Origin of the sequence: Legionella rowbothamii, from assembly GCF_900639985.1 — a bacterium.
Taxonomy (GTDB): Bacteria; Pseudomonadota; Gammaproteobacteria; order Legionellales; family Legionellaceae; genus Legionella; species Legionella rowbothamii.
Genome location: NZ_CAAAIM010000001.1, coordinates 331527 through 358345, shown reverse-complemented (window position 1 = coordinate 358345; position 26819 = coordinate 331527). Strand labels below are relative to the sequence as shown.

Sequence of the window (26819 nt, the reverse complement as noted above, 5' to 3'; positions counted from 1 at the left end):
ATTCGTGAAGGGTTGTTTTAACGATCGTCATCATGCTTCGTTTCTTGTCTATAATTCCAGGAGGATAATTTTAAATATGGAGATTTAAATGAGCAATCAATTTCGGTATAGACGCCTAGATAAAGAAGATTGTGCTTTATTATTAGTTGATCATCAATCAGGCCTTATCTCCTTAGTCCAAGATTTCTCGCCTAATGAATTTAAGAATAATGTACTTGCAGTTTCTGCCTGCGGTAAATACTTTAAATTGCCCACGGTGCTAACCACAAGTTTTGAACAAGGACCTAATGGTCCTCTTGTACCTGAACTAAAAGAAATGCATCCCGAGGCTGCTTATATTCCACGGCCTGGAAATATTAATGCCTGGGATAATCCCGATTTTGTTAAAGCGGTAAAAGCCACGGGTAAAAAACAATTAATTATCGCAGGTGTAGTAACTGAGGTTTGCGTTGCCTTTCCCGCACTTTCGGCAATAGAAGAGGGGTTTGAGGTATTTGTTGTGACTGACGCCTCAGGTACGTTTGATGAGGTCACTCGTCACAGTGCCTGGTTACGAATGCAAGCCGCAGGGGTTCAATTAATGACATGGTTTGGTATGGCTTGTGAGCTTCATCGTGACTGGCGCAATGACATCGAAGGATTGGGCAATTTGTTCTCTAACTATATTCCTAATTATCGAAATCTAATGACTAGCTATTTTGATAAAATGAATGCGGGTAAATAATTATTAGAGCCTGGTTGCATGCCGCCTGGTTTTCCTGTGCGAGATGACGGAATGTTGGCTGAAAAAATGAAAACCCGGTTACAAGGAGCCAGGTTAGATTAAAACAGGGTTGATTATTTACATGATATGCGACAGCATAAAATGATAATTTGCTGGCTGAAACCCTCTTTAAAAAGCATCTATTTATTTGATAAGTGCCCTTACCTGAGGCGGTAAGGGCATGATAAATGAGGCTCGGCATCGTCAGGAATTAATAAGTTTTTGCACTGGGAGTACTCTCATTGTTTTGTCTCATTTTTTTTCATAACCTGCTTGAATAAGAAAATATTTTTATCAGAATGATCAATAACTTCATTGACAAGAAAAAAACTATTCTATAAATTCCGGCCCTTTAGCTCGAAGCAATTAAGGGACTTGGATATGCCTAAAAATGATTTCTTTCGGAGTTCTAGTGTAACTACTGCCGCCATTCCTGGTGGGACAACGGCTACCTTTTCTGGAATTGGTAGTGGACTCTCTCAATCCGCCTTAGCAGCACAAAAAGCGAGTGCTGTACTTTCAGTAAACAGTGGCCAGCGAGATTCATTATTCCACGCATTAAAAGCTTTATTTGATGACCAACCTCAAATAGAGCCTTCTGTTTTAGAAACTTATTTACCTGAGCTGAAAGATGGTCTGATTGCCACAGATAATTCTATTGCATTTGTGGTTCAAAATACTTTATTAAGTATTTACAGCGGTGCAATTCATTTAGCACAAGTTCCTAGTGATGTGTCCTCAGTAATTAAACATACGGCAAACGGTTTATCACACTTAGAAATTCCATCAGATAAAGTGCACGATGCATTTAAAAAGACATCTACCTTTAAAGCGAATGGTAATGGTTCATTCCCTAGCATGCAGAGTGTATCAGAAGCTATTGGTAAGCAGGGCGAGAAAGTAATGGAGGGCGTGTATAAGGAATTTCCGCGAAATAACTCACATGCCAGTACCCATGCACAATTAGGCTCCACTCTTGCGGGAGGGAGCATAGGGATTACTGGAGCGATACCTACTGCATTGGCTTTAGGGACTGATCTTGTTGGGCAAACGTTCAAAGAAATAAGTGCAACGAGTCATTTTTTAACAGAGGAATCGGTAAGCAGAGACGGTAAAAAAAATGTATATGTTGCAAGCAGTGATGTTTCAAAAGCTACTCAGAATACTGATAGCCAACAATCAAAGGTACGTTTACTGGAGCTAGATGAAGAATTATCTAATATGGATCAGGCTTCTAATTTATTGTCTAACCAAAGTATGAGCTCTCCGATAAATACGGTCTTAATTCGTTTAGTTGCTTTATCATTATTTGTAAAATCATCACGTGCACTTAACAAAACTTCGCTTGTAATGTCCGAAGGACGGTTAAAAAGAGCTCTAGTTGAGGCAACAGCTCAAGGGCCATCTGGAGGGGTTGATCGCATCAATAGCTTACATTCCAATTTTAGTTCCTTGTCCAATATCTTGCGTCTTTGTGCAGATAATTTAAAAGGCCCAAGTGCAATTGAAACTGCAGTAGAAAGCAGTGAGGTGATTTCTAGCCGCTCCATGTCCGTATTATTAAGTAATGTTTCGCAACTTGCTGAGGCAGTACGTCAATTGCTTAATCAACAACCCGTAAATCAAGAAGAAAGTTCTTCGAGTGTCAGTAGCAATCATGTTGTCGATTTAGCTAAGCAGGGTGTTTTTAATAATTCCGAAGGCAGGATCAAAGCAATACTTGATCGCATTGAACAAGAAAACGGCCAACATGTTATTCCCAAACTAAATCGAGACATGGCAAGTCAATTGGAAACTACCTCTCAGTCGGGATTAACTTCTCTTTTATTGACCCACAGTGTATTTACTAATCCAGGCTTATTGGCTACAAAAGCGAGTAAGGGAGGGGTTAATACGAATGATGCTCAGAAAAATGAAGCATTAATGGAAACACTACCGAGCATAACCCAAGGGCTTAACATGATCCAAGCATCAACACGAAACATGATGCAAGAAATGGAACAAGTTATGGGGCAAGGTAGCTCGAAAAAAGAGGGTTCTTTATTATCAACGCATCAAACGGGTGCTAGTAATACAGCCGCTCTTTATTGGGCAGTAAGTGCTATTTTGCTGATATGTGATGAAATGATCAGTGTTTGCCGCTCACTGAGCTTAATTGATAAGAATCGTGCCAATGAGCTTTCTCAAAAAATTAATGAGCTACCCAGCAAAGATGAGTCTGCTCAATCCAGTGAACAGATTGCTTGGGACAGTCACTCGCAACAAGAAAGCAGTGCAATTCATGCTATGACAGCGTTACGCCTAACCTTATCACATAGCGGGGTTTCTCTAATGAGAATCGCTATGGCATTACACCATGCAGTAAAAGATAATATGGATACTGAGCAACGAAATCTTGCAATGCACTCTTTACAACGAACGATCTTGTCTTCAGCAGCGGAAGCATTGCGCTATCTTGTGGAGGGATCTTTATGGTCAACTGGTGGTGCTTTAGCTTTACCCGCACTGTCGAATGATTCTGCTAATTGGTCGCATAAACAAGCCCACTCCACTGATCAAAACTTGCATCCGGTGCAAACCCATGAAAGTGAAAAATCCAGCAAAGAGAGCACTGAGACATTTCAACCAATCGGTTTTTTCACCGATGCTGTCGCAGGCACTGTCACCAATGTTCTGAAAGTTTTAGCTCAAAGCAGTTTAGTGGGATTAGATACTACAATTGAACTCATTAAAATTTTGGAAATTCTTAGTTTGCATCGGGATTCTCATGTCGCATTACGCGTAGAAAGTAACGACTCATCTAACCCCAATGGTCTATCTAAAAATGTTGTTGAAGATCCCTGCGCCGGTTCGAGTGCTGGAACAGGAGCACTACTTATCAACATGTTGGCTTCACTACAAACACTAGATCAAAGCTCACAAACACAATCAACTTTATCTGCTCAAGAACGCTTGAAGCAAGTGGTGGATCAGCAGATTGAAGGTCTAGCAGTGTTGGATGACGATGAAGAAGGGCGTGATAATAAAAAAGGTTTAAAAGAGTTTTATCGCATTATTATTGGGTTGTTGGTACCTAACCAAAATGTACAAGTACAAGATGACTTAGTAAGACGACTTGATTTTGGTGGTATTGCTTTATCTAGTTATCATTCGCTATTTGGCGCTTATGATGAGGCCCCTAGAACAGATCTACAATTTGTAGGGCAATTTGCAAATGATGATGATGCACAAGGTATATTGCGCCGATTCATTGATGAAGCCAAAAAACGTGGTTCTCCTTTATTGAACAACTTACATAACGCATTGCCTGAAGAGCAACGTAGTGCGAAGGCACAAACATTGTATGAACACGTGTTTGAAGAGGTATACCAACGTTATAAGCAAGTTAAAATAAATGACATTATCATCCATGGGTCGGGTAGAAGAAAAGAACCTACACGCGATGCCTTCAAAACGGATATGGGCTTGGTGTCAGTCCAGCAAGAAGAGAATGTTGAAGAGGCTAATCTAATGGAATTAAGGTAAGTATATGCCGCAGTATGAAGCATTAACTACACCTGATGAAGTAACTGGAAGTTCTAAGTTATTGGAACAGCTTCGAGCGAAACTGCCACGTATGATGCGTGAGCAGCTAAACTCAGACACGCTAACGCATGCGTACTTTTTGCTGGCGATGTTAAGTGATGATGAATGTATTCATGAATTGCACACTAGCTTACAAGAGCAATATACAACATTGCCTACTGAGCAATCGCCAATTGAACAAGCCTTAGCATTAGTAGCTCAATTGCAGAAATCTACGTGCAATCCTAATGCTCCGTTCAAATACCGCTTGCCCAGTTTTTTGGGCGAATATCCTATCCATAGCCAAGAAATCAATCGCAAAATTGAACAATTTAACCAGCTCATTGAAGCCTATCATGTTAATGAGCTAGATCAAGACCTTGAGCCTGCTGCTTTAGATGAGGCCTATCAAAGGGTCTTGCATGCTATTGCAATCCATCATATGGGATGCAATCCTCATAGCTTATGGCAATTGCTAAAAGCAATGATTCCTTGGTCTACTGCTCCTATTGAAGAGTTTTTGGAAACATCCTCTTATTTATTGTCACCCATCACCAACACAGAACCATCCGCATTAAAAGAACAAGAACCATTACCTAAGCAGCCAGTTGCTGAAATTAATCTGCCTTTATCCTCGAATAAGAGTTCCAAGGAAAAGCCTTTTTCAGAAAATTTTAACTACAAGTTTAATGAGGCAGGGCTTATTGAATCCAGTGATTATTTATTAATTAATGGATTTGCCTTTAAGCCTGGTGGACATGCTGATGCTTTAACAAAGCAGGCACCGGAATTCTTGCCTTGGAAGCAATGGAGGGGGGCTATTCGGCGTCAACTCTCTCAACTAATTGAATTACCGTTAAATGATGAGTTTTTTGATTGGTTGCAGATTGTATTACAACGTCTCGGTGTTGAGTTTATGACGCTGCAGGCTTCTTCTTATGAATGTTACGTTAGTCCTTTTTTGCGCCCGCAGACCACATTAAGCACCTTAAATGAAGACATGATTCTGGGCATTTTGCGAGAACAATGTAACGTAAGTGAAACGGTTATTGATGACGCAAATTTGTTAGTAATCAGCCGCTACCTGATGCGGTTTTTACAGGCGTTTCAATTTAACCGTGGACAAGCATTAGGAATTGGTGCCAACTGGGGTGGGGTAGTTAACGAATCTAATGAAGCGGGGACTGATGCTTTTCGCTTTAATGATTCTGAATGGGCTTCGCATTTTAGAAATTTGAGCCTTCATCGCCAAGGTCCGGCTGAGGCTCATATGAACGCAACAATCGGGGTACGCTTTGAACTTGAAGCATTACTATCAAGCTTTGAGTTCATGACACAGCTACAACCTTCCGAATATGGTAATACGCTCTACAGTGCCTTAGTCGACAATCTTATGGGGACCCTGTTCCCTGAACCTCATTATTTTGAAAACTCTGCTTATGTTAAGTACCGTCGGCACTTTGTTCTTAAATATACTGATGAAGGCATGCCACAGGTTGAATCTTTTTATCAACCCGATTCTCAAGGTACTTATTTTAAAACTAAAAAAGGTGACTTCAAGCAGACCCCCATGTTTCGCCAAGCGGGCTCTTTAGTGGTGGAGTCTTTTCCGCGAGATATTGGTTCTGGTGAGTGCTTACAGTCACTTTCGGTGGCAAACCCATTATGGCCTTTACAATTGCAATATGCCCAAGCTTCTTCGAGTAGCATCAGAGGTCATAGTGTTTATAACCCAATCGGTCCAGATGAATTTATTCCTGATACGTTTTATGGACAAATCATCCGTGAAAGTGAGCATGTATCAGTGCCCTTTATTGGGGTAGTCCCCAAAAATTTTGATAGTCATTTTAAACAAGTAGAGCTTTGTGCCTCCTTCGTAGTACGTATGCTGCAATCATCACGTTTAATGACATATTGCCCTACCTTCAAAGAGTATTACTTTTCTATTTTGTCTCGATTTTTACCGTCTATGGCGTGTGAGACCCCAGCATTACCTCATAAGATGAATGCTACAATAAGGCATAAATGGAGTGACTTTGATCGTATTGTGCATGACACTGAACGGAGTGCAGAGAGTTGTCAGGAGGCATTCTTTTCCTTATTTAAAGAATTAATTCATAGCCTTTATTCCCTAACCAAGGACGATGCTGATTTACACTATTATTTTGTTGAGTTGACTCGCTCCCCTAAAATGTTTAGCCCTCATAATCGTGCAACTTGTGAGCGTTTAATTCGTGAACTGAAAACATTAAAGCCTTTACTAACAAATGAAAATAGGGCGAACTGCAGTCAGTATGAGTCTACCTTGGACTATCTCGGTGAGCTTACTCGTTTCTTCTATCCCGCTCCTAGCGATGAAATGGCAAAAGCCGTTGCAGAACAAGCTCGTATTCATATTAGTCCACTACTAAAGAAGCCTGCAATCAAAGATTATTTTGCGATGCTTAGCCAGGACGCACAAGCGAATATTTCACCTAAGGTTTCACCAGGATTGATGCATGATGCTTTAAAATATCAACGCCCATCTCCTGAGGTATTTCGCGATTTTTATAGCCGGCGTCATGAAGATAACTTTTCCTCTAGTTTTCGTGGCATCGATGGTGAGCAAATAGTGATGCCTTCAACGCGTGAGGTATTATTAGATAAGTTAAGTAAAATGGTAGGGGCTGCATTACCACTTATTCGCCGTAATAAATCCATTTTCAGCTTGATAACGCAACCATTTTCTCAGGCTTACATCCAAGGTAATCAAGCTTTTCACCGTAAAGAACAGCATAAAGTATTTTGGGGGGTATTAGCAGGTATTGGCGGTTTTTTTTATGGCGCAGTGCTTGGCGCTAATTATGCGTTAACAAGCCTTCCCAGAGCGATTTATTATGGTTGGTTTGCTCCTAGAATAGAGCAACGTAAAGCCAATCACGTTTTAGCCATTTCTTCAGCTGCTAGTAATGAGCCGAGTGCACATATTAAAGCGATGATGAACATTCGAGATCATTTATTGCGGCTTATGGCTACCTCAAATGACCATACGCCATCAACCGAACACTTAATTGCTTTATTGTTGCACCATGTGAAAAAGATACATCCTGAGTTATTATCCAGTAAGTTAATCACAGAGGCGCGTTATAGAGAAATCCTGCAAGCGACTTTTCCATTAGACTTAAATGCTTGGAATGAATTATTTGAGCCAGTAATACAGGCCGGAGATGATAAGGTCTTGCAAGCTATTCTTAAACAATATCCTTTGCAAATCGATCGCGTACTCGTTTATGCTTTATATGAATGTTTGACTGCATCGAATAGTCAACAAGGTGTTCCTGCTGTCATTAAAACGGTTGTAGATAAGCATAAATTAAAGAATCCGCAAGACAAGGCATTAGCTGCTTTAGTTCATTATTACACAAGTAATCCTGAGGCCCAAAAACGAGATATTGAACAATATCGTTTTCACGGGACAGCGGTAAGAAAATTAAAAGAGCAAGAGAAGCAATTACGCAAAATTCAAACATGGATAAATAACGCTCTTGATCTTCAATGGTCTTTAGAGACGCTTTTTAGCCAATTTCTCAAGCAATACCATGTCTTTTTGAATAAAGACACATTGGAGCACATTGTTTCCAAACTCCCTAACAGTATGAAAGCAATTCTGTTAGAGCTTTTTTCTAGTCCAGCAGATCAAGAAATAAAAATCTTGAATGAGTATGAGCTAGATCGACCACAAAAGGTTTTTCTCCTGCAATGTTCACGTTGTTATAGGGAAATTACTTCTCAAGTAGTACAACAATGTATCCAGAGATTAGCGGATGTTACTAAAGAGTCGGAGCAAATACTAAGCGTTAAGGCCCAAGAGCATTTGAAATTAACTCAATTTAAGCTGCGCGAATGGCAGCATCGATTAGTACCTATGGATGCTGTAGCCCCTATTATTGAAGAAACAAAGAAGCTGCTGGCTTTATCTTATCATTCAGGTTTAGATGAGTTAGTGCGTATTTATGAAAACTGTTTAAATAGCACTAACAGCATCCAGGCTTTTAATTCGTTTTATAGTCAGGCCACAGACCTACTGGATGCGTGTTCTATAGAAAGTCCTTTGCGTGATTGGGTTAATGTGACTATGAACGCTTTTGTAAATGGGCTTTTAGATCAGCAGCAAGCATGGACTAATACTAAGACCATTAATAATCCTTTAAGTAATTCACCAGCGGTAAAACAATGGTTAAGTAATTTGATGACGGACAACAATGCGTTGCGGGCATTACTTAGTCAGCAAATGGAACAAGCGCTATCGTTTGATCATGCGGCATTACGTTGCCAATACATTCTGCATGCATTAGAAACATCACAACCCACGCAACAGCCTATTCGGGGTACAGGTATGCAAAAATTATTACGTATCATTTCCCAAAATACGAATGTATTGACAGCAACAGGTGATCAACAAGCCAAACAAGTCCCGATTTCGGCTTTATGTAAACATTCTATTACCATGACGCGGGCCATAGAGCGGGTTCAGGAAAAAGTTCCCGATAAGGATTTTGTGAGAGCGGTTGATATTAGTTGGAAGGGCGGCTTTAATTAAATTCTTCTACTGGTTCAGTTAAAAATTAGATGTAATAGAAGCATGTGATTTTTTTCCTGATTTCGATGTTTTGGAAGACAATTCAGTGAGCCAGTCTCTTCGATTGGCTGTAAGGTTGGGCCATGGACCCAACCTACAGGTTAACGAGATAGCGAAAGGCGATAAACTATGTTTACAATTTCATATATCGCTGACCATGCTTCTCATGTAATTTGTGTTCGACGTACATCTCATCATCTTCATTACTCACACTTTGTGGCGGATGATTTTCCATCTGCTCTAGTTGCTCTTTTACTCTTGCCAAAGCTTTTTCCATAGTAATTGGAATATTGGCAGAAAAAAGCTCAATAATGCTCTTTATGAATTGTCCCTGCTCACTTTGAAACACAGGATGGCTAAAATCATAAATATTCTCCCAGCTGTTGATGCTCCCATTGGCCTCTGGTAGCTCACCACATGCTAATTGATAGATAGTGGCAGCTATGGTCTGACACTGTAATAACTCAAGATTAACAGAATTATCATTGAAGAACACGTTGGAGGAATAGTAGCCCTTAGTGGCATTGATCATATTGCTTGGGATTTTATACGATTGGCTAGCCAATAAACCTTTAACATCACTAAGAATAATTTTTCCTTCATTTAATAAAATATTACTTGGCTTCATATCGGTGTACCAAATTTTACGCTCATTTAAAGAGACGAGAAACTCCATTAATTGCTTACTACAGTCTAATAAGGCTTTATCAAATGCTGGTTCGTTAATATTACCTTCTTCTTTTTGTTCGCGTAAATTTTCAAAATAATTCTTTAAATTGCCTTCGGGATAGAACTGACTGTATTCAAAATACAATTCATCATTGCCCTCTTTAGTGATCGGCTCCATTGCTAAAGGAGCAGGAACTTGTGGCATGTCCTTACTGCATTGCTCACGAATTTCTTTTGGCGAAAGATGCTTACCATCCCCTGCATTTTGCATGCGGAAAAAACGAACAATAAAACGCATATTTTTATCGGGACTAGTGACCACAACAGCCGGATTATTTTCTGCATTTAACGATTCAAATTCTAAATTTTCATCGATTGTTTTAAGTTTATCACCGATCAAATTAGGATAGGTTGATGGGCTGTTCTCTAGGCGATAAATGCTTGACAATTTTGCTTTTTTGGTGAGGTGCTTTACTGTTTTTTGCAGTTCACGCTGCTTGTTCTCACTAATGATGCTTTTTTTAAACTCATCAAGTGAGTTTTGCTCTGCCCATTCTTTTATGGGTTGCTTTATTTTTTCTTCGCTATCGAGTTGCTGTATGTAGGCTGCTAGCTTATCAATGTAAGGTATTGCTTTCAGAGGCTGATTTTTTTGTTGATATTTGTTAATTTTTTGTATTATAGAATTAACGTGTTTGATTTGATTTCTTGTTGTACTAAAAGGAGACATGCTTTTTTGCTTTAATAAAGGTAACATAATATCCATTGTCCTAATAAGTTCCATTATGTTTTAAATATAGGCTTATTGGGTGTTTTTTCAAGTTCTGGATTTGTACAATCTGTTTTTTATGATTTGTAAAAGGAGAGTAGGCCCATAGCCCAACAAGGGCATAGAGCCATGTAAGAATTCAACGTTGGGCCATGGGCCCCACTTACAACTTGATGAAACCTACATTGATGGACTCATGCTAGATTCATGCTCCACAGGTTCAGAATTTGTAACGACTTTCTGACGATTTAACTGGATCGAGGACAGGACGACTTCAAACTTTTCTAATAATTTTCGACCGGCTTGAATGTCTGATAATTTTATAGGCTTTTTAGTAATAGGGTCTTTATCAAGTAAATTCAAAGTAGACAGATCGTAATAGGCTTCTTTATACCCAACAGGAATATCACTGAAGTAATATTTCATGATGGGATCAATAAACTCCTCAAGCAATTCCTCTTCTTGGGGGCTTAATTTACCCAATTTTTCGACGCGAGCAGCGATTGATTCGGGATTTGCCCGATGAAATCCATCAATATAGGCCTGAGCATATTCTGTATATTGATCTGCAACAGAAGTTTGTTGCAAAGATGATGAAGCTGGCACCGGTATGTTTCGTACAATAACTATTGGTTCAGGAGGGGTATACCGTCCCATATTATGATGGGTGTAGCTTGAGCTAGGTGCGGGTAGAAGTATACCTGCACAATAGATCTCAGCAGTAACGCTGCCTCTTTTAATGGATTTGATGACATCTGCATGAGGCTGGCGTGTAAAATATACTTTCCCTTGACCATAAATGGTCAATTTTAAATCTCGTGCTACCTCGCCATCAATCGTCAATGTTCCATCGCCATCTTTAAAAATCTGACATTTAGCACCGATATTTCCCCTGATAATAACATTGCTTTGCTCAGAAATATTTATTTTAACATTGTATCCTACTGAGCCACTAATGGTAGTTGATCCACTGTCTTGCCGAAAGAAATTCGTGTCATTTGCAATCTCATTTAACTCGACATTATCTGAGCCCTTGTGGGTGATGGTGAGTCTTCGAGAGCTCCAAAAAAAATCAAACAGTCCCATTATATCTCCTTATTAAAGGTCGGATAAAAACAGTCGATTTTGAAAGCTAAAAGAATAAAATGCAAGAAATTTAAGCGCTTAAAGGTTGTTATTAAAATCAACTTGTAGCTGGGATGGAGGAGTAAGAGTAATCCGGGAGCTGGGATTAAATAAAATAAATTCCTAGCCCCGGATTACAGCCATTTTTTTACGCATAAGGAAGAACTAACACCGCTGTTCCTACATCAATGAATTGTTCATTTAACCACTTTGCAGCCCCTGGTAATACACGAATGCAGCCATGGCTAGAATTTGCTCGTGGAACCTCATAAGCGGCATGAATTGCATAGCCATTATGGAAATGCATGCAATAAGGCATTTTAGCACCACCAATTACATGCCCATCTTTAGCAATAGGGTATTCATTAGACTTACAATCAGCTCCTTTTTTATTAAAAACAGAAAAAGTTCCGGTTACTGTTTTACATCCTTCTTTGATGTCATCACAGTAGTTCATCCCACCCGAAGCACTGCCAGTCATAACTCGATTACCTTTAGCATCATAAGCCGCCCAAGCGTATTTTTTAGGATTAAATACAAATAACTTCTTACCTTTAACATCCCAGGTTTTGGGAAAGGCTTTTCTGCCTCGTGTATCATCCTGGTAGGGCGTTGTATAATGTAATCCTCCAGCATCATCAGTAATTACATCTTGTTGTGTGCATGATGCTACCATCATTCCCGATAAGAGAAATATTAGTATGGTTTTTTTCATTATTTAACATCCCTATTTACTAAAAGATGTTTGTATCATACGTCTTTTTGCTTTGACTAGGAAATAGTTTTAGATAAATCAATTGGTTGCAATTTAGCACTTCTCTCTATCCAGATACAATGAACAAATAGAATTAAACTTTTCTATTACCAGTAGAATCCATGATGAATTAATGCCATATATCCCAATATATTTTTAAGGAGAATCACATGTTTGTTAAGGATTTACTTATTGATATCCCTGACCGAGATAATGCACAAAAAACCCGATTGCATATAAGAATAGTCAGTGAAAATGAGGACAGTCTCAATACGATGCCATAGGTTTTTATGCTCCCGGGTGGTCCCGGTGCTAACTATTCTCATTACAAAGATTATGAATGCCTTCATTTGACCGGTAATCTAGTATTTTTTGATCCCAGAGGATGTGGGTTAAGTGAAAAGAGTGAGCCCTCATCATACACTATGGATAATTACATTCAGGACGTTAATGTAATTCGTAAATATCTTAATCTGGAAAAAATAGTCTTGTTGGGCAAATCGTACGGAGCAATGTGTGCCTTAGGGTATGCCCTGATTTACCCAGAACATGTTTCTAGCCTTGTTCTGGCTGCCGGTTCACCAAGTTTCAAAAACATTGAGTCTGCCCGCATAAATATTGAAAAAAGAGGTTCTTTTGCTCAACAAAAAGTCTGTAAACAATTATGGGCAGGAAATTTTAAAAGTGATGAAGAGGTAAGTAATTTTTTTGATATTATGGATACAATGTACTCGTGGAGAAAAAGACATAATCTTCCTGTGAATCGCCCCGAAGCAGACCATCCTTTTGCGCGTGAGCCGTTCAATCAAGGATTTGGTGGATTTTTGCAAACTTTTAATTATGAAGATCGCCTGCATGAAGTGGCATGCAATACGCTCATTCTTGTTGGGGAAGAAGACTGGGTTACTGATAAAAAACATTCTGAGTTCATGGCTAGTAAGATCCCAAACAATCAGTTGATGGTGTTTCCCAATGCGGATCACTCAATGGAATCTGATGTTCCACAGCAATTCTTTTCAAGTATCGAAGCTTTTTTGAAAAAGCAGTTTGAAAAAAGAAAGCAACATTATTAAAGAAGATGAGCGTACAAAGAAGGAAAATCGGTTGCACATGCTGATAAAGCCAGACCTACCATTAGCGCAGCATATACATGCAATCAATGCCTGAGGCCGTTATTGATAGCTTAGTGAAGTAGCCCTGGCTTCAGTGCTGAATCTCTTGGTTACCTCGTCACTACGTTTTGCACAATGGTGATGGTTTTTAAATACGCCCAATAGGATCGTGAACACTTATGCTAATCTTTAATGCATACTTGCTACTGGGGCTTGCTTTTCCTCATAGTGTTCATTTCAGTTAGACTCACAAAGCTTCCTTCATTACAAGTTAAGAATTTATTATAAGCATAAAAAGATAAGAGAGGGAATTAGTTGGTGTAGATGTAGATGAGAATCTCTCAAGCACAGAGTTTATACTAGCCTCAGACCAGAGCTCGTAGTGGAAGTAGGCTGGGTTGTTAAGCCCAGCATCGGGATTGCTGCCTGGCAATTACTTTATTTCAAAGGCACAGGCATTAATTCCCGCAGAACAAATATTCGGGGACTTATCTTGCTGCCAATAGGAGCCATAAGAGCGTATTTTCTGATTAACCAATGGAGATAATTTAACAGTCATCCATAAATTAGTTCCAGGTTCTTTAGGGTTATTCCATTGATAATAACAAGACACATTGTTATCTTCAGTGATTAACACTTGCATAAAACCTATTTTTTCTGGAGCAGGCCAACCATGGTAATCAACAACCCAATTTATTCCATTGATGCTAAAAGCGTCAGGATTTGATTGATTTGCTGCTACCTGAGCTGGGGCAGGGCAAAACCAAAGTTGTTTGGGTTTGGGATGAAGCCAATTTCGCACATAATCAGTAATTTGTTCATGCCAATTAAGCGCCATAATTAATCCAGCAAGCATTAAGATAAGCAAGAGGTTTTTTCGTTGCATTGTTATAATCTCAATTTATTGAACTTACATTTTTATATTAAATATATACTTATCTCACGGGTACATCTAATTGCTTAAGTCTCGTAAACTCAAAGTAATTTCCGTTTGAACTTTTTTACATAAATTAAACTAAGCTAATATGCAATTTCTCGCACACATGCCACAGCGTAGGCATTAGTTTTATTGCCAAGAACTTGGGTATGATATATAAAATATCCAAAAATAAGCGCCTGGACCGGGACCTCCATCAGTTTGCTGTGTGGAGCTCCAGTAAGTAGACGAGCCTAGAGCATCATTTCCAAATCATAATTGTACTAGATTAGTATCAATATTATCTACTGCGGGGGAACCTCCCAGTTGTTGTATTGCAGGTAAATACCATGTGCCCACTGGAGCTCCGCCACTTGTATTATTATAACAATCCAGAGCAGCATTCGCACCGATTCCTGGGGTGTTGATTATAATGTTAGTAAAAAAGCGCTGATATTATTTGCGTTAAATTTTGAGTTGTTTTTAATAGTAATTTTGCCCGGAGTAGGGAGGCATTGAGTTGAGTTTTGACTTACCGTAATGGAGCAATTGTAGAATACTAGAGCAGCTATTAAACTCATCGTTTTTACTAATTTCTAAATTTATTGAATAATATGAAGTCGCCCATAAAAATGCTGGAGCAAGTAGGGTGCTAAACACTAAGAAAAATTTTTTCATGATCATTATCCGTAATTTAACAAGAGTTCTGGATAAGCCTTAAAATTTGTTATCTTGTTAGGATAACTCAGAAAAAATCCAGATCTAAGTCTTTGAGTTTTTTACTTTTTTTCTTGGGTGAAGGTTAGCATTATTGACACCTCGTTGCTAGTTTATAGCGGATACTTAGGCGACATCGTCAACTTACTTATTCGTCTTGAGAGCGTGGGCTTAATGAGAATACTAATGGGCTTGTTTGCAAATATTTAAAGAAAAGAATAACTGATAAACCGTTAAAAATAATGATGAATAAACTTAATAAGCGATCTAGAAAAACATTAGGATTTAAAACTCCAAATATGTTATTTTTACAGCAAACAACTAGGTAAAGTGGCGTTGAAAGAGAGCATATTCATTATAAGACTTCATAAAATACAGCCTCTACTTATTTCCACCTACAAGAAGCGTAAAAAATATACGTGGCATTTTCTTTTGATGAAACATACAAACTGCATCATAACTGGTTTTTTCTTGATTAAACTTAATAGCACATCATAAGCTGAGGGAGTCTATTTGGATGCTTTTTAATAAAAAAATCAAAAACAAATCAATCAAATGGTCTATAATTAAACCACGTGGAGCAGAAGAAAAATACGACCACAGATAAGGAAGTTTAGACGCCTGTCAAAAGAAAAAAAGGATTTAATTATTATTAAACTAAGCTAAAGGATTTACATGAATACAAGCATTCTGGATTCGCATTGTTATATTCCTGCGAAAGAAGTAGCTAATGACTTTTTTGAAACTAGATTTAATCTAGATCATGATTGGATCGAGAGAAGAACAGGAATTAAATTAAGACACAAAGCATCCCCTGATGAGGCAACTTCGGACTTAGCCGTGAAAGCAGTAAGGCCCATATTAGAAAGAAATAACCTTCATATCGACTTTCTTTTATGCGCTACTTCAACACCCGACTCCTTATTACCAGCAACAGCTAATAAAATTTGCAATAAATTAAATCTAAATGATAATCTTTTTTGTTTTGATGTTATGGCTGCTTGCAGTGGTTTTCTCCATTTACTAGCTACGGGAAATGCCTTAATTCGTTCAGGGTTGTATAAAAATGGTATTATTGTCGGGGTCGAAAAAATGTCGGCGATCATTAATGACGACGATCCACAAACGAGCCCTTTATTTGGCGATGGCGCAGGAGCTTTTTTAGTAGGAGAAAATTTCCAGGAACAAAAAGGCATTATTGCTAGCGTATTAGGTAGCGACAGTTCAGGGATAGACAAGCTCTACATTAAAGCGGGCGGTTCAGAGATTCCTCTAACCCAGGAGCGACTGATGAATAAAGAGCATTATGTTTCGATGTTGGGAAAAGACGTCTTTATTAATGCAATCAAACAAATGAATAATATGATTGAGCAAGTATTAGAAAAGGGTAATCTTAACCTAGGAGAGATCGATTATATTATTCCCCATCAGGCCAATCAGCGTATCTCGGATGCCCTGTATGAAAAACTGGGTTCGCCAAAGCATATCAAAATGTGCAATACTATTGCTGAATATGGCAACATAGGCAATGCCAGTGTTCCTGTCGCTTATCATTCTTTTAAAGATGAAATTGGCACGGATAAGCATATTATTTTAGTTTCTTTTGGCGCAGGCTTTAATTACAGCGCCCACCTCATAAAAACATAAGATTCTGTATCTAATTTTTCTATTAAATTAGTATTATGTGAATTCAGTGCTTATTGTAATAAAATAAGTGCTGAATTCATCTCATTTAATCGTTTTAAAATTCTTTTACACCTAGTGGCAATTATCACGCTTATTAGTTAACAAAAACAACAAAAGGTATTTCAGGTAATTGAAAGGGCTCCAATGTAATGAACCATCCCACCCACTGAGCTGGAAGCCGTTTTTCGCAGGCGCCACAAACGCCCCGTAGGAATTTCCTGGAGGATGGATGAGACCTATATCAAGGTCAAAGGCCAATGGGTTTATCTGTACCGTGCCTTTGATAAAGAAGGTCAAACCGTTGATTTCATGCTGTCAGAGAAACGGAATGAGCCTGCTGCACGAGCATTTTTTGATAAAGTAACTATGGATAAAGGTGGGGTCAATAAAGCAGGGATTGAATTACACCACATGCTTCGGAAAGGACAACATAAAGAATCTGCTAATCAAACTATTTTTGAACAGTTCTACGCGCTCGCTGCATAAGTCCGGATTGCGCCCGCTGTAAATTTTGCGACAAAGCCAAATTAAAGTGGCTCATGTTTACATGACTTTATTTTGCTCATGATAGCATAGTAGGTCTTGGAGTGGGTAATAGTTGCCCACTTTTAAAAAATGCTGGCCCGATTAGGCTTCTTTCATTTTCTCGCTGGCCGAAGCCCCAATTCGCATTAGCCCTAATCCTATGCGGACACCCAATTAGCTTGACTTCGATTTATATCCTCATATTCTTCAGCAGAAATAGTCTCATAATCATCACTGCCAGAAAATCCATCGCGCATAGTAAGTATGGTACTAACAACCAAATCAATAGCATTTATTATGGGACTTAATAGAGCAGAATTTAAGGCTTGCACCGATGACAATAGATATGTTCCTGATTTTAGAAAATCATTTTTTGCCCCATTCAGATCAAAAATAGCAAGGTGTAATAACGCTATTAAAGCATAACCCAAAGCTGCTCCAGCATTCGCTAAAGATTCAACTGAAAAAGCACATGGCGCTAAAGGTATGGATGCTATTTTTGTGAAAATATCATCATCCGATTCAAAAGGCATAAATAAAACACGCTGAGCTGGTCTGTTTCTACTCATATTACTTCTTCTCATTCTAACATCACGTTTAATAACCGTATGTTGAAATTGATTTTTAGATATAGCTGAACCTGTTGCACCAAAAAAGGTATCAAAAATTAGATCCTTTAAGTTTTTGTTTGACATTAGTATTATCCGAAGTTGTATACTTTATGATGTAATCACTATCTTATCCACTTCATAATTTAAGCAGATCATAAAGGAACACTTAAAATATGCTGCGGAAGAAGTTCATAAATCCACGCAGATTGTCTTAATATCGCTCATTCTATCAGCGACTTGATGAATTGATAATGCGTTCATTTGGAAATTAATCTATTCTAAAATGGAAATTTTGATGGTCCTTAATTACAGAAACGCGTCAAATGCCCTCGCTAGACCCAGTACATCGTGTATTAAATCGCGGAGATGTTTTTCATCAGCTGCGTAAAGCGTTGTTACAAGTTAGTGGTAAAAATATATTAGGAAATCAGTAACCAATGTAACAGGGTATTAGCTTGTTATATTATTTACTATAATGCTTCGTTGTTATCAGAGCTATTAATACAATCTGAAATAGCTGGTGATGCGCAGTTAGCCAGTCAAATTAAACAATGGTCACTCGTTGATATTAAAGAAATTATTAAGAGTTTGCTAATGAGTTTTAAAGAGAGCAAGGACACTCAAAACCCTTATTTTATAAGGGATGAAAAGGTTAATCAGGACAAACCAGTGCTATCTGGATAAAACCCCTAAAAGGCTCATCAAAATCTGTTACCCCTGTTCTCACCGCTGATAGTATAAGTGGTACTGCCAGTCATTTTGCTAAGGTTGGGTTTTTCCGCATATCCAGCCCATTCTGGCAACTGATGCTTAAAATAGGAAAAAGTACAAACTATTTGGAATAAATTTATCTTTTATAGCGAGTGAATTTATAAACTTAAAGAGAAAATAGTATCAAATTTCTACTCGCATGAAATTTTATTTTATTGATTATTAATAATTTTTATCTATATTGCCAGAATGGGCTGGATATGCGGAAAAACCCATTTTAAGCAGAAATTGACCTCGAAATGGACCCTCGGCCGGGATCCTCGTAAAAAAGGGTCCTGTTCAACTTTCACAACTATAAATTGGCCCATGGGGAGTAAGTAGTATGGAACGGCAAACCTCCACCAATGTCTGTGCAATGTATATTCAAATAGGATATAATTCTGCTTTGTTGAAATGTACTTTCTTCATGTTTTGAACCGAAATAAGGAAATGTTGTTATGAAAATTAAAGTAATACCCGATTTAAGCATCCCAAATATGAGCAATCTTGTTGATGAAATGATAGAGATATTAAAACATAACCAAGCGGTAATTGCTGAAATTGAACGACGAGGTGGTAATAGTAACCAGGCTCCCATTTATCAAAAATATCAGAATGAGTTAGAAAATACCAAAGCTCGTTTGACTGAACTTTCTGAATATGAATTGACCGAAGAAGACAAGATAAAACTGGAAATAGCTTGTGCGTATTTCTGCCTATATCACTTAGTGTATGGCTCTCGTATTGACGAACTTTATTTATGTAAGTTAATAGATGCCGATACTTGGTTGAAGCACCCTTCGAAAGGAATAGTGGGTAAATTAGAGAACTGTACTGATCATTCAATTCTGCTTGCAAATAAATATGCTTTATTCATAGAAAAGGGTTCAGATTATTATGCAAAGCGATTTGAGCAGCTTGTTTCAGAAATTCAAGACCAATATGAATATTCTTCTAGCATGAGACCATAGCCCCCATGGGGTATGGACACCTAGCTAAGTGCCTAGTGTGTACGTAGAGCCCATTTTTGGACAATATTTAAGAATTAATTTAGAATAAAGTGGCCAATTTCTTGAGTAATTTGAGGTGTGGAGCGCTAGGCCTAATTCATCTTTAACGGAACTGTTCCTAAGAGGACTTGATTAGGTGTGGCATACAATCTGGGAAAGAGCCTCACCTAAAGAACTTCCAATGATTATCGAGTTAAAATCTACAGGGAAAATTATTTCTGTTTCTGGCTAATGAAAAAAGTAATTTTGAAGTTCCAATGTTTGAAACGGGATATTGGATTAATACCGAATTTACAGGCAATGGATTTATTACAGAAGCAATTGCAGCTATCGCACGATTTGCTTTCGAACATTTTTCAGCCGTCTGTGCGCAGAAAGAAAATATTAAGAGTATCAATATTGCTAAACGTGTGGGGTTTATTGAAGAGGCAATTTAAAAAACTTCAGGATAGATTGATTATCTAAAAACCTTGCGATGAAGTGATCTATGTATGCTTTGGAAAAGGATGTTATCAAACCTTGATGTTTTTAGGATAATTAAGCAAGAATAAGCTGTTGCATTAGCTAGTTGAATTCGCCCCTTCCCATAAATTTTTAGGTCTGATTATCAAAATAATCAGACCTAATCATAGTGTTAGATGATTATTTTAACGCCTCTCTTTTAAGGTACATCGAGTTACCTATGCTTATCGCGCATACGCTGCATACTGCAATGCCTGTGCAATATCGCCATTTCTCCACCCAATGATTTCTCGAATTAATTCAGTTGGCAATTTAGTAAATAAGTTGCCTTCGCGCTGACGTAACACGAGCATTGTTTTTACTTGTTCACGGCTTAGCATGGCTTATATTCAATCAATCCGGGTATTCAGTCTGGTTTTGGGCTCAAGTAGCCGCGAGTATTCGTAGAGTTTTACAATTAAGTTAAACTAATAGACCTCGAGTTTAGCCATTTAAGCGGCTAACGAGAGCTGATAAATCAAGGTGGTAATCGTTTTATCAGGACATTTATCCGAGTCAAGCTGATTTTCGGACTTTGAAAAATACTTTTGTGCCCAAATTGATCGTCTAACGATTGCCAAGATATCGGAGAATGTAAGGTCTCCTTCTTTGTTGTACCAAGAAGCTGTTTCCATACTGACAAGCGCTGTTGTTTGATGCATATTGAATGCCACAAGCGTAACAAAAGAAAATAGCCCCATCAGGAGAGGAGTTGTTCGTGCAATAGCTTCACCACCATACCAATTCACTAAATCTGTCTGCCACTTTTGGTTTATGTCATTCATAAATTCTTTGAGATGAATACGTGCACCCTTGATGGGCTTTCGACCTAACTTCTTCTTTTCATGAATAGGAAACTGGTACAGTTGAGCATCCAGACGCAAGCGAGAGATGAGAGTCACCTTTCGTTTGATACATGCGATGGCTAAATCCATACAGGCATAAGCTTTGTCACCTATCAGAATCCATTGTCGTTTTAACCATCGACTTACTAAGATAACCATTTGCCGAGTCCAGTCCATAGAAGTTTTATGTCGGTGCCCTGCTTTTTCATTTGATTTTTTAGCGCAAGCACCGTTAGAAACGGCAAAGCCCATGGACGCTTGCACCAAGGCAAAGGGACAATAAGCATCATTGACTCCCATTTCAATCCAAAACTGGTTACTACATGGGCTTGGCTAGAGCGTACAGCATCTCGATACAAACCTTTTGCTTTGATTTTTTTACCACGACGTCGCTCAAGCGTTTCATCCACTGCAATTAGAATAGGCCATGAATTGGGAAGAAGTTTGATTAGCAGACCAAGCAAAATTTTAGCTAATGCTAAACCACCCCACTCTGCGCGGCTTAGTACACGATGATACTTAGAAAAATTTAGTACCGACGCAACGCCCATAACCCTGAGTATGCAGCTAACTCGTCTTGGTCCACGACAAAGAATGGCTCCAATCAAAAGAATTTGAATGTTCTTCAGGGTTGGGCGTGAAAATTCAGGTGAAAATGCTGCTAAAACTGCTAAAATATCTGTCGTCAATGCTAATACTCCATGTATTTCTTCATCGAAACACATAATAATGAGTTTATTAGCATTGACAATCTAATTTAGCAATCGGAATGAATATGCCACAGTTAACGCTCACCATTTCAAAAAATATTAATGCTAATTTGATTGATTTCAAAAATTTCTTTAGGCAGATTCATGAGACTCTGTCAGTTGTTCCTGATATGGATGTGAATACTGCTCATGCCGGTGTAATTCAAGAATCATTTTCGTACATCGGTTTTGATAATCCTAAAGCAACAAAAGTTTACTTGCAGCTTTATTGGCTAGAAAACAAAGCCCGTACAGCGCTGAAATTAGCATTAGGAAAAGCATTTCTAAATATTCTTGAAAATACGATTGTCCCAGAAGTGGAAAAACAAGGGTTCATCTGTATACCTAGAATCCGGATTGCCAATCTTGGGGAATTAAATCAAAGTTATTTTATTGGGGGAAAGCAACGATAAGCGATCGCTCATCAGACAAAAATGGCTAAAGTTGAGTAGACTATAGTATTATAAATGGCTAATTATGAAATTCACTCTCATTACAAATACCAAGAACTAGAGGATTAAATCTAAGTAGGCCCCAATTAAATTAGGTTTTTCTGAGGGACACGATCCCTGCAGGTGGTGAAGAATTGCAGAGTTTCCACATAATCAGGAATAAATACTATGTATCTAGGTATAAAAATAAGAAAGTATTATAAAAAGTCAATTCTTACGTCTGTATGTATTTTTTTATTATGGTCTATATTCCTCGATGTTCTTTTTTTATATCTGAAAAAGGAAAAGAAAGTGAATAAGGAGCCGGTTAAATCAACAAGTGCCTTACAAACTCAAAATGAGCTAGCGCCCAATGAGCAGTCAGTTAAACCAACAAATGTCTTACTAACGCTAATGGATAACCAACCCGCTCCTTGTCAAGAAGCGTTTACTAAAGCCAGTCAACCGAAAGATAGCAACCATGTTTATCGTAGTATTGAAAATATCTGCGCTACTGCTGGAGGGCAAATTCAATTTCGCATAATAAATTCTGAAAAAACCGGAGAACCTATTGGTGTTTTATTTACTTGTCAGGCAAACAATACTCAATCCCCGATTTTTTCTTGTATACTGAGGCGGTCAGGTCCATAAGTTTAGTTGACAATACCTAATAACAGAACAATGGCCATAGAAGAAAAATAAGTCATGAAGAAGTATTTTCCAATTCTAAAAAAATGCAGTGAGATTATTTACTTCTGAAAAAGATGCTCGATTCTATGCAATATCCTTAAATCAAGAATGGGACCGGTATTCACCATCAATTTTCAACGAAAATACAAGACCTCGAACTGAGGTCAGTACTTTTAGAAAGCATTGGTTGCCCAAGGGGGTGTGAATTATTTGATCTTGCGAGCCTTCACTTCACAGTAATCTGAATTTGATTTATTCGTAATTCATCATTTTCTACCATTTTTGATTCTTGGAGTTGTTGCTTGAGAGCCATAGAACGTTCAATATGAGTATGTGGAGCATTTTTGCTTGTGTGAACTTGGCTTTGCTTTTCATCTTGTTGTATTTTCTTTTCTTGCTTTATGATTTTAATTTGCAGCTGGCGTTGTTCCGTGCCATTTTCGTGAATAGCATCTTCACACTCATGCAGCGACAATCTGTTTTTTTCTATTGATTGTTCTTTCTCAGCAATTTGGTGTTCCATTTCTCTTATTGAACTTAATCGCGAGTTTAAATCCCCTTGTTGTTCTCTAATAACTTGTTCTTTCTCTGCAATCATTACATGAGTATTACTGATAATTTCTTTTTGGCGACTAATATTTCCTGTAAGCTCTCGAACTTTAATGTGGCTATCTGTTTCTGCCTTTTTTAGTTGCTCTATATCTTGTTCGGAATGGATGATTTCGGTTGCTAATCTATCAACCTTTTTAGTTTGTTTTTCAATTTCTTTATTTAGATCATCATTAACATCTACACTGTCTTGGATTGACTGTACCCTGCTACTTTGCTCTTTGATACGTTTTTCTAAACCATCCACGTTAACTTTTTGATTTTGAATGATTTTTTCTTGTTGTTCAATGCTGTTATCTAATTGACCAATTTCAGCTTGTAATTGTTCAATTTCTTTTGCTTTTTGCGTAGCAAGGCTATTTTCTCCCTTATTCGAAGCTGAGCCAAAAATAGATTTGAAAAATGAAGTAATGGCATTAAAGAATCTCGTTATCAATGATTTATTCTTTTCTTCTTTTGCGGTTTCTTGTTGTATTTTATTGAGCTCCTCGGTCATTTCGGATTTTTTAGCCTCTACTAACTGCTTTTTATCTTGTTGATTTTTGAGTGAAAATTCATCTTGCTTAAATGCTGCTGTTTCTTTATGGTATTCTTTTGTTAACCCGTCAAGAGTGAGCTTTTCTTGTTGTAGTTGGGTCAGGCGTTCAAGTTTATTACTTTCTTGTTGGTGTTCTGTTACAAATTGTTCAAGATTAGCTTTTTGAGAGTCTAGTTGTTCCGACATTGAGGAAATGTGCTCTAAATCGCTTTCTAATTGGAGTAGCTCATTTTTTTGAACTTGAACTGCCGTATGAAGATGATCCAATAGCTCAATTTCTTGAGTTAATTTTATATCCATCTGATTTGCAGTTTCTTTCTCTTTAATTAGTGCCGTAGAGGCGAGCGCTAATTCATTTCGTTGAATGCTTAGCTTTTCCTTTGTTTCGGCTAGTTGGTGCTTATTTGTTTCCATCTCTTTTTTCAACTTAGTTAACTCCGTTTGGAGTTGGGTAAGTTGGCCTTTTTCTAAATCGAGTCGTTCTTGGTTTTGAGCTTGGGCTAGCTTTTGAACACGGTGAGCGCCACTGCGCACAGGCATTTCACGCTGGGGCTCAGGTATTTGTTGTTTTGTATCAATTGCTGGGGGTTGTTTAGCATCTATCGTGGATGCGTTTTCTTTTTTTTGATATTGTTTTTTTTCCTCAATTAATTTATTGTTGTCTTCATATTCGTGAATGATTTTTTTAATCAGTTTAATGGTTTGATCTTGTCCAAGCCCTGTTTTTGATGAAAAAATGCGTTTATTTTTTTCATCAGTTAAAAACTCATTTAAAGCAGGAATTAACTCTTTGCCATTTTTTATGTCCGAGATTAATTGATCCAATAATGCAATTTTCTCTTTTTTTCCTGATTTTTGTTCTAGTTCATGTTTGCGATGCTGCAGTTTTTCCAGGGAAAAGTCGGTAAATACATCTGCTTCAACAACTGCTTTATTGTGGTCAAATTTTTTGAGAATCTTTTTAACGAAGGCTTCTTCGGTTTTATTTATATTGGCCCTACTATTACTCATGGTGTAGTTAGCACCTAATGCTTTAGCAATATCAGAACAAAGCATTTTTGCACTGTCTTTAATACCAAACGCACCAATAGTGTTGCCTGAAGCGGATTCATGGATCTTTAACGTATTGAATAAATGAGCAAAAATCTCAACGAATTGTTCTCTTTTTCCAGGACCATCATCATAGCTTGGCAGCTCATTATATAAACTATAGTAAGTTAACATGGCATTATGATAAAGCTCCTCAAGACCGGTGCGGTCTTTACCACTTTTACAATTGGTACAGACTTTACCCCCTGCTGCTTCAATAAGGATCGAGGTAAGCGCTGTTTTAAAGGCTGCTTTATTGCGGTCGCCTAAATCGGGAGCTTTTTTTAATGCTTCTAATTCGGCTAAGGCTGCTGTCATTATCTTCATTTGAGGGTGATTGCTATCAACGCCCGCTTGTTGAAGATTTGTCATCAGCGTTCTTGAGTAATCCATTACCTCATTTGTATATTTCCAATCAATAGTCTGAGCCTTACGGAAAATATTTACGGCATCATTACCAAAGACGATTTGAAATTTATCTTTATATCGAGGATCTTTAGCTAAAAGTTCCACGGCATCTCTTTGCGCATTAATCATCTTGTCATCTGCGATGCCTAGTAATGGACTTAATAAGCTTTGACTGGCGATCATGATTCTGCCGGGTAATTTTGCATCTGAACTTAACCCCCAATGGGCTCGGAACCGCTCTTCAGCACCTTGTATCTGGTTTTCTATTAATTGTTCTGCATTTTGAATGGTTAGTTGTTGGCGTTCTTTTTTAGGTACTTCAATTGGATTGAGGGTCGCATTTTTGGTGCTCTCACTCTGTAATGTTCCATCAATAAAAAAGTAGTTTTTGCGGGCATTTTTCAGCTCAAGCGCTTGTTGCATCGCAGATGTGCCATAGATTTCTTGCGCAAACGTTGTCCATCCATCTGTTGATTTAGTCGCCCTCTTCACTCGCTCCTGATACCAATGTTGCTCTTCTGGATTTAGTTTTTGAAACCATTCAGGTTTTTTAGAGTCTAACACTCGGAGATATTCTTTCTTCTGTGCTTCAGTTAATTTGGCATCCAAAGGAATATCCATTTGGATAAGGTTTTTCTTACCTTTATTTGTAGTCACGGTGCTTTCATTAATAATCACTCTTCCTGCATTCATCTCTGAAAGGACATAACGCTCATATCCTTTAATGATTCTAACGGCTTCATTATGATTTTTAATTGGGGCGTTATTATTTAAAATGGTACCTAGTTTATTGATGAACTCATTCGTTTCATCATAAGTATTCACTTTCTGTCCAGGATTTTCTGCTTGTTTGATGGCTTCTTGAATCGACTCGTTTACCAGTTGTTCTATTTGAACACGTATTGTTTTTAATTGGTTTTTCCCTGTTACATGCTGGGTTGCATAGGCTTCTAATGTTGCGGCCAAGGCTACTTTTCTTAACAAAAGTGAATTGACACTCACCTGATGTAGTTGTTCCCTGGATAAATTTATTTGTCCATCCGCTTTGATGTAAGTAACTGGAATGGCTTTACCATCAACTTCAATAGTTTGTTGTTGGCAGGTAAATGGAGGATGGGGGTATTTGGCTAATTGTAAGTCGTCAATGAGCTTTTTAAATGGACTTTTTAGCGTGCCGTTACTATCTGCTTTTAATTGAGTTGTTTTAAGATTGGAATGATTATTAGCTGTTTCCGTTTTCTTAAATTCAGATTGCGCTTTATGGAGTACTTGCTCTGCTAGTATAGGCATAATTCACACAGGGATAAACGTGACCAGTATGTGTAATTATAGACCTCAAAAAGTTAACGAAATATTAAAAAGAGAACATA

Annotated in this window: 18 protein-coding genes and 2 pseudogenes; 11 read left to right on the top strand and 9 right to left on the bottom strand. The window is 38.0% G+C overall.

The genetic code is table 11. The features are described from left to right. The first annotated feature begins 88 nt into the window (after positions 1-88). The 3 genes from ycaC (at position 89) to E1P08_RS01465 (ending at position 8906) form a co-directional block, all read left to right on the top strand. Positions 89-724 (top strand): isochorismate family cysteine hydrolase YcaC, encoded by a 636-nt coding sequence (gene ycaC, locus E1P08_RS01475; protein WP_133135246.1) that lies wholly within the window; start codon positions 89-91, stop codon positions 722-724. Positions 725-1144: 420 nt separating this feature from the next. Then, positions 1145-4288, top strand: coding sequence for a hypothetical protein (locus tag E1P08_RS17400; protein WP_242602339.1), 3144 nt, complete (start codon positions 1145-1147; stop codon positions 4286-4288). A 4-nt stretch (positions 4289-4292) separates the two neighbouring features. Next, a complete protein-coding gene (locus E1P08_RS01465) occupies positions 4293-8906 on the top strand; it encodes a hypothetical protein (RefSeq protein ID WP_242602338.1) in 4614 nt (1537 codons plus the stop codon). Between the two features lie 172 nt (positions 8907-9078). Here E1P08_RS01465 and E1P08_RS01460 read toward each other — a convergent pair whose 3' ends face one another. The 3 genes from E1P08_RS01460 to E1P08_RS01450 all read right to left on the bottom strand — a co-directional run bounded on the left by E1P08_RS01460 (position 9079) and on the right by E1P08_RS01450 (position 12223). Beyond that, positions 9079-10371 carry a protein kinase family protein gene (locus E1P08_RS01460; RefSeq protein ID WP_133135245.1) on the bottom strand — a complete coding sequence of 431 codons (1293 nt, stop codon included), beginning with the start codon at positions 10369-10371 and terminating at the stop codon, positions 9079-9081. A 192-nt stretch (positions 10372-10563) separates the two neighbouring features. Further along, positions 10564-11469, bottom strand: a complete 906-nt coding sequence (locus E1P08_RS01455; RefSeq protein WP_133135244.1) for a hypothetical protein — start codon at positions 11467-11469, stop codon at positions 10564-10566. A 187-nt stretch (positions 11470-11656) separates the two neighbouring features. Continuing rightward, entirely contained in the window at positions 11657-12223 is a 567-nt protein-coding gene (locus E1P08_RS01450; RefSeq protein ID WP_133135243.1) for a L,D-transpeptidase, read from the bottom strand. Between the two features lie 329 nt (positions 12224-12552). Here E1P08_RS01450 and E1P08_RS01445 point away from each other — a divergent pair, with 329 nt between their 5' ends. Beyond that, positions 12553-13335: an alpha/beta hydrolase gene (locus E1P08_RS01445; RefSeq protein WP_242602337.1), complete on the top strand. Its 783-nt coding sequence runs from the start codon at positions 12553-12555 to the stop codon at positions 13333-13335. A 472-nt stretch (positions 13336-13807) separates the two neighbouring features. On the opposite strand, the gene E1P08_RS01440 is transcribed toward E1P08_RS01445, so the two are convergent. Further along, the gene (locus E1P08_RS01440) at positions 13808-14260 is read right to left on the bottom strand and encodes a hypothetical protein (protein WP_133135242.1); all 453 of its coding nucleotides are present in this window, start codon (positions 14258-14260) and stop codon (positions 13808-13810) included. Between the two features lie 908 nt (positions 14261-15168). On the opposite strand from E1P08_RS01440, the pseudogene E1P08_RS17710 reads away from it, so the two are divergent. The 3 genes and pseudogenes from E1P08_RS17710 to E1P08_RS01430 form a co-directional block, all read left to right on the top strand. Then, positions 15169-15336 (top strand): annotated as a pseudogene (locus E1P08_RS17710) (IS30 family transposase); the annotation flags it as partial. A gap of 346 nt (positions 15337-15682) precedes the next feature. Next, positions 15683-16654 carry a 3-oxoacyl-ACP synthase III family protein gene (locus E1P08_RS01435; protein ID WP_133135241.1) on the top strand — a complete coding sequence of 324 codons (972 nt, stop codon included), beginning with the start codon at positions 15683-15685 and terminating at the stop codon, positions 16652-16654. Between the two features lie 210 nt (positions 16655-16864). Further along, a pseudogene (locus E1P08_RS01430) lies at positions 16865-17179 on the top strand (DDE-type integrase/transposase/recombinase); the annotation flags it as partial. Between the two features lie 197 nt (positions 17180-17376). On the opposite strand, the gene E1P08_RS01425 reads toward E1P08_RS01430, so the two are convergent. Continuing rightward, positions 17377-17913 (bottom strand): hypothetical protein, encoded by a 537-nt coding sequence (locus E1P08_RS01425; protein ID WP_133135240.1) that lies wholly within the window; start codon positions 17911-17913, stop codon positions 17377-17379. Positions 17914-19037: 1124 nt separating this feature from the next. Between E1P08_RS01425 and E1P08_RS01420 the strand changes: the two genes are divergently transcribed. Both E1P08_RS01420 and E1P08_RS01415 read left to right on the top strand, forming a co-directional pair. Next, positions 19038-19550: a hypothetical protein gene (locus tag E1P08_RS01420; RefSeq protein WP_133135239.1), complete on the top strand. Its 513-nt coding sequence runs from the start codon at positions 19038-19040 to the stop codon at positions 19548-19550. Positions 19551-19846: 296 nt separating this feature from the next. Beyond that, positions 19847-20026, top strand: a complete 180-nt coding sequence (locus tag E1P08_RS01415; protein WP_133135238.1) for a GNAT family N-acetyltransferase — start codon at positions 19847-19849, stop codon at positions 20024-20026. 249 nt (positions 20027-20275) lie between these two features. Here E1P08_RS01415 and E1P08_RS17080 read toward each other — a convergent pair whose 3' ends face one another. From E1P08_RS17080 to E1P08_RS01405, 3 genes are all read right to left on the bottom strand, one after another. Further along, positions 20276-20431: a hypothetical protein gene (locus E1P08_RS17080; RefSeq protein WP_165485053.1), complete on the bottom strand. Its 156-nt coding sequence runs from the start codon at positions 20429-20431 to the stop codon at positions 20276-20278. A 111-nt stretch (positions 20432-20542) separates the two neighbouring features. Then, positions 20543-21094, bottom strand: a complete 552-nt coding sequence (locus tag E1P08_RS01410; protein ID WP_133135237.1) for a hypothetical protein — start codon at positions 21092-21094, stop codon at positions 20543-20545. After that, entirely contained in the window at positions 21082-21624 is a 543-nt protein-coding gene (locus tag E1P08_RS01405) for a transposase (protein WP_165485052.1), read from the bottom strand. Before E1P08_RS01405 ends, E1P08_RS01410 begins: the two co-directional genes overlap by 13 nt. Before the next feature lie 86 nt (positions 21625-21710). Here E1P08_RS01405 and E1P08_RS01400 point away from each other — a divergent pair, with 86 nt between their 5' ends. Together E1P08_RS01400 and E1P08_RS01395 are read left to right on the top strand one after the other, a co-directional pair. Next, positions 21711-22097, top strand: coding sequence for a hypothetical protein (locus tag E1P08_RS01400; RefSeq protein WP_133135235.1), 387 nt, complete (start codon positions 21711-21713; stop codon positions 22095-22097). Positions 22098-22427: 330 nt separating this feature from the next. Next, positions 22428-22766: a hypothetical protein gene (locus E1P08_RS01395; protein ID WP_133135234.1), complete on the top strand. Its 339-nt coding sequence runs from the start codon at positions 22428-22430 to the stop codon at positions 22764-22766. 265 nt (positions 22767-23031) lie between these two features. Here E1P08_RS01395 and E1P08_RS01390 read toward each other — a convergent pair whose 3' ends face one another. Continuing rightward, the gene (locus E1P08_RS01390; protein ID WP_133135233.1) at positions 23032-26739 is read right to left on the bottom strand and encodes a hypothetical protein; all 3708 of its coding nucleotides are present in this window, start codon (positions 26737-26739) and stop codon (positions 23032-23034) included. Positions 26740-26819: the final 80 nt, after the last annotated feature.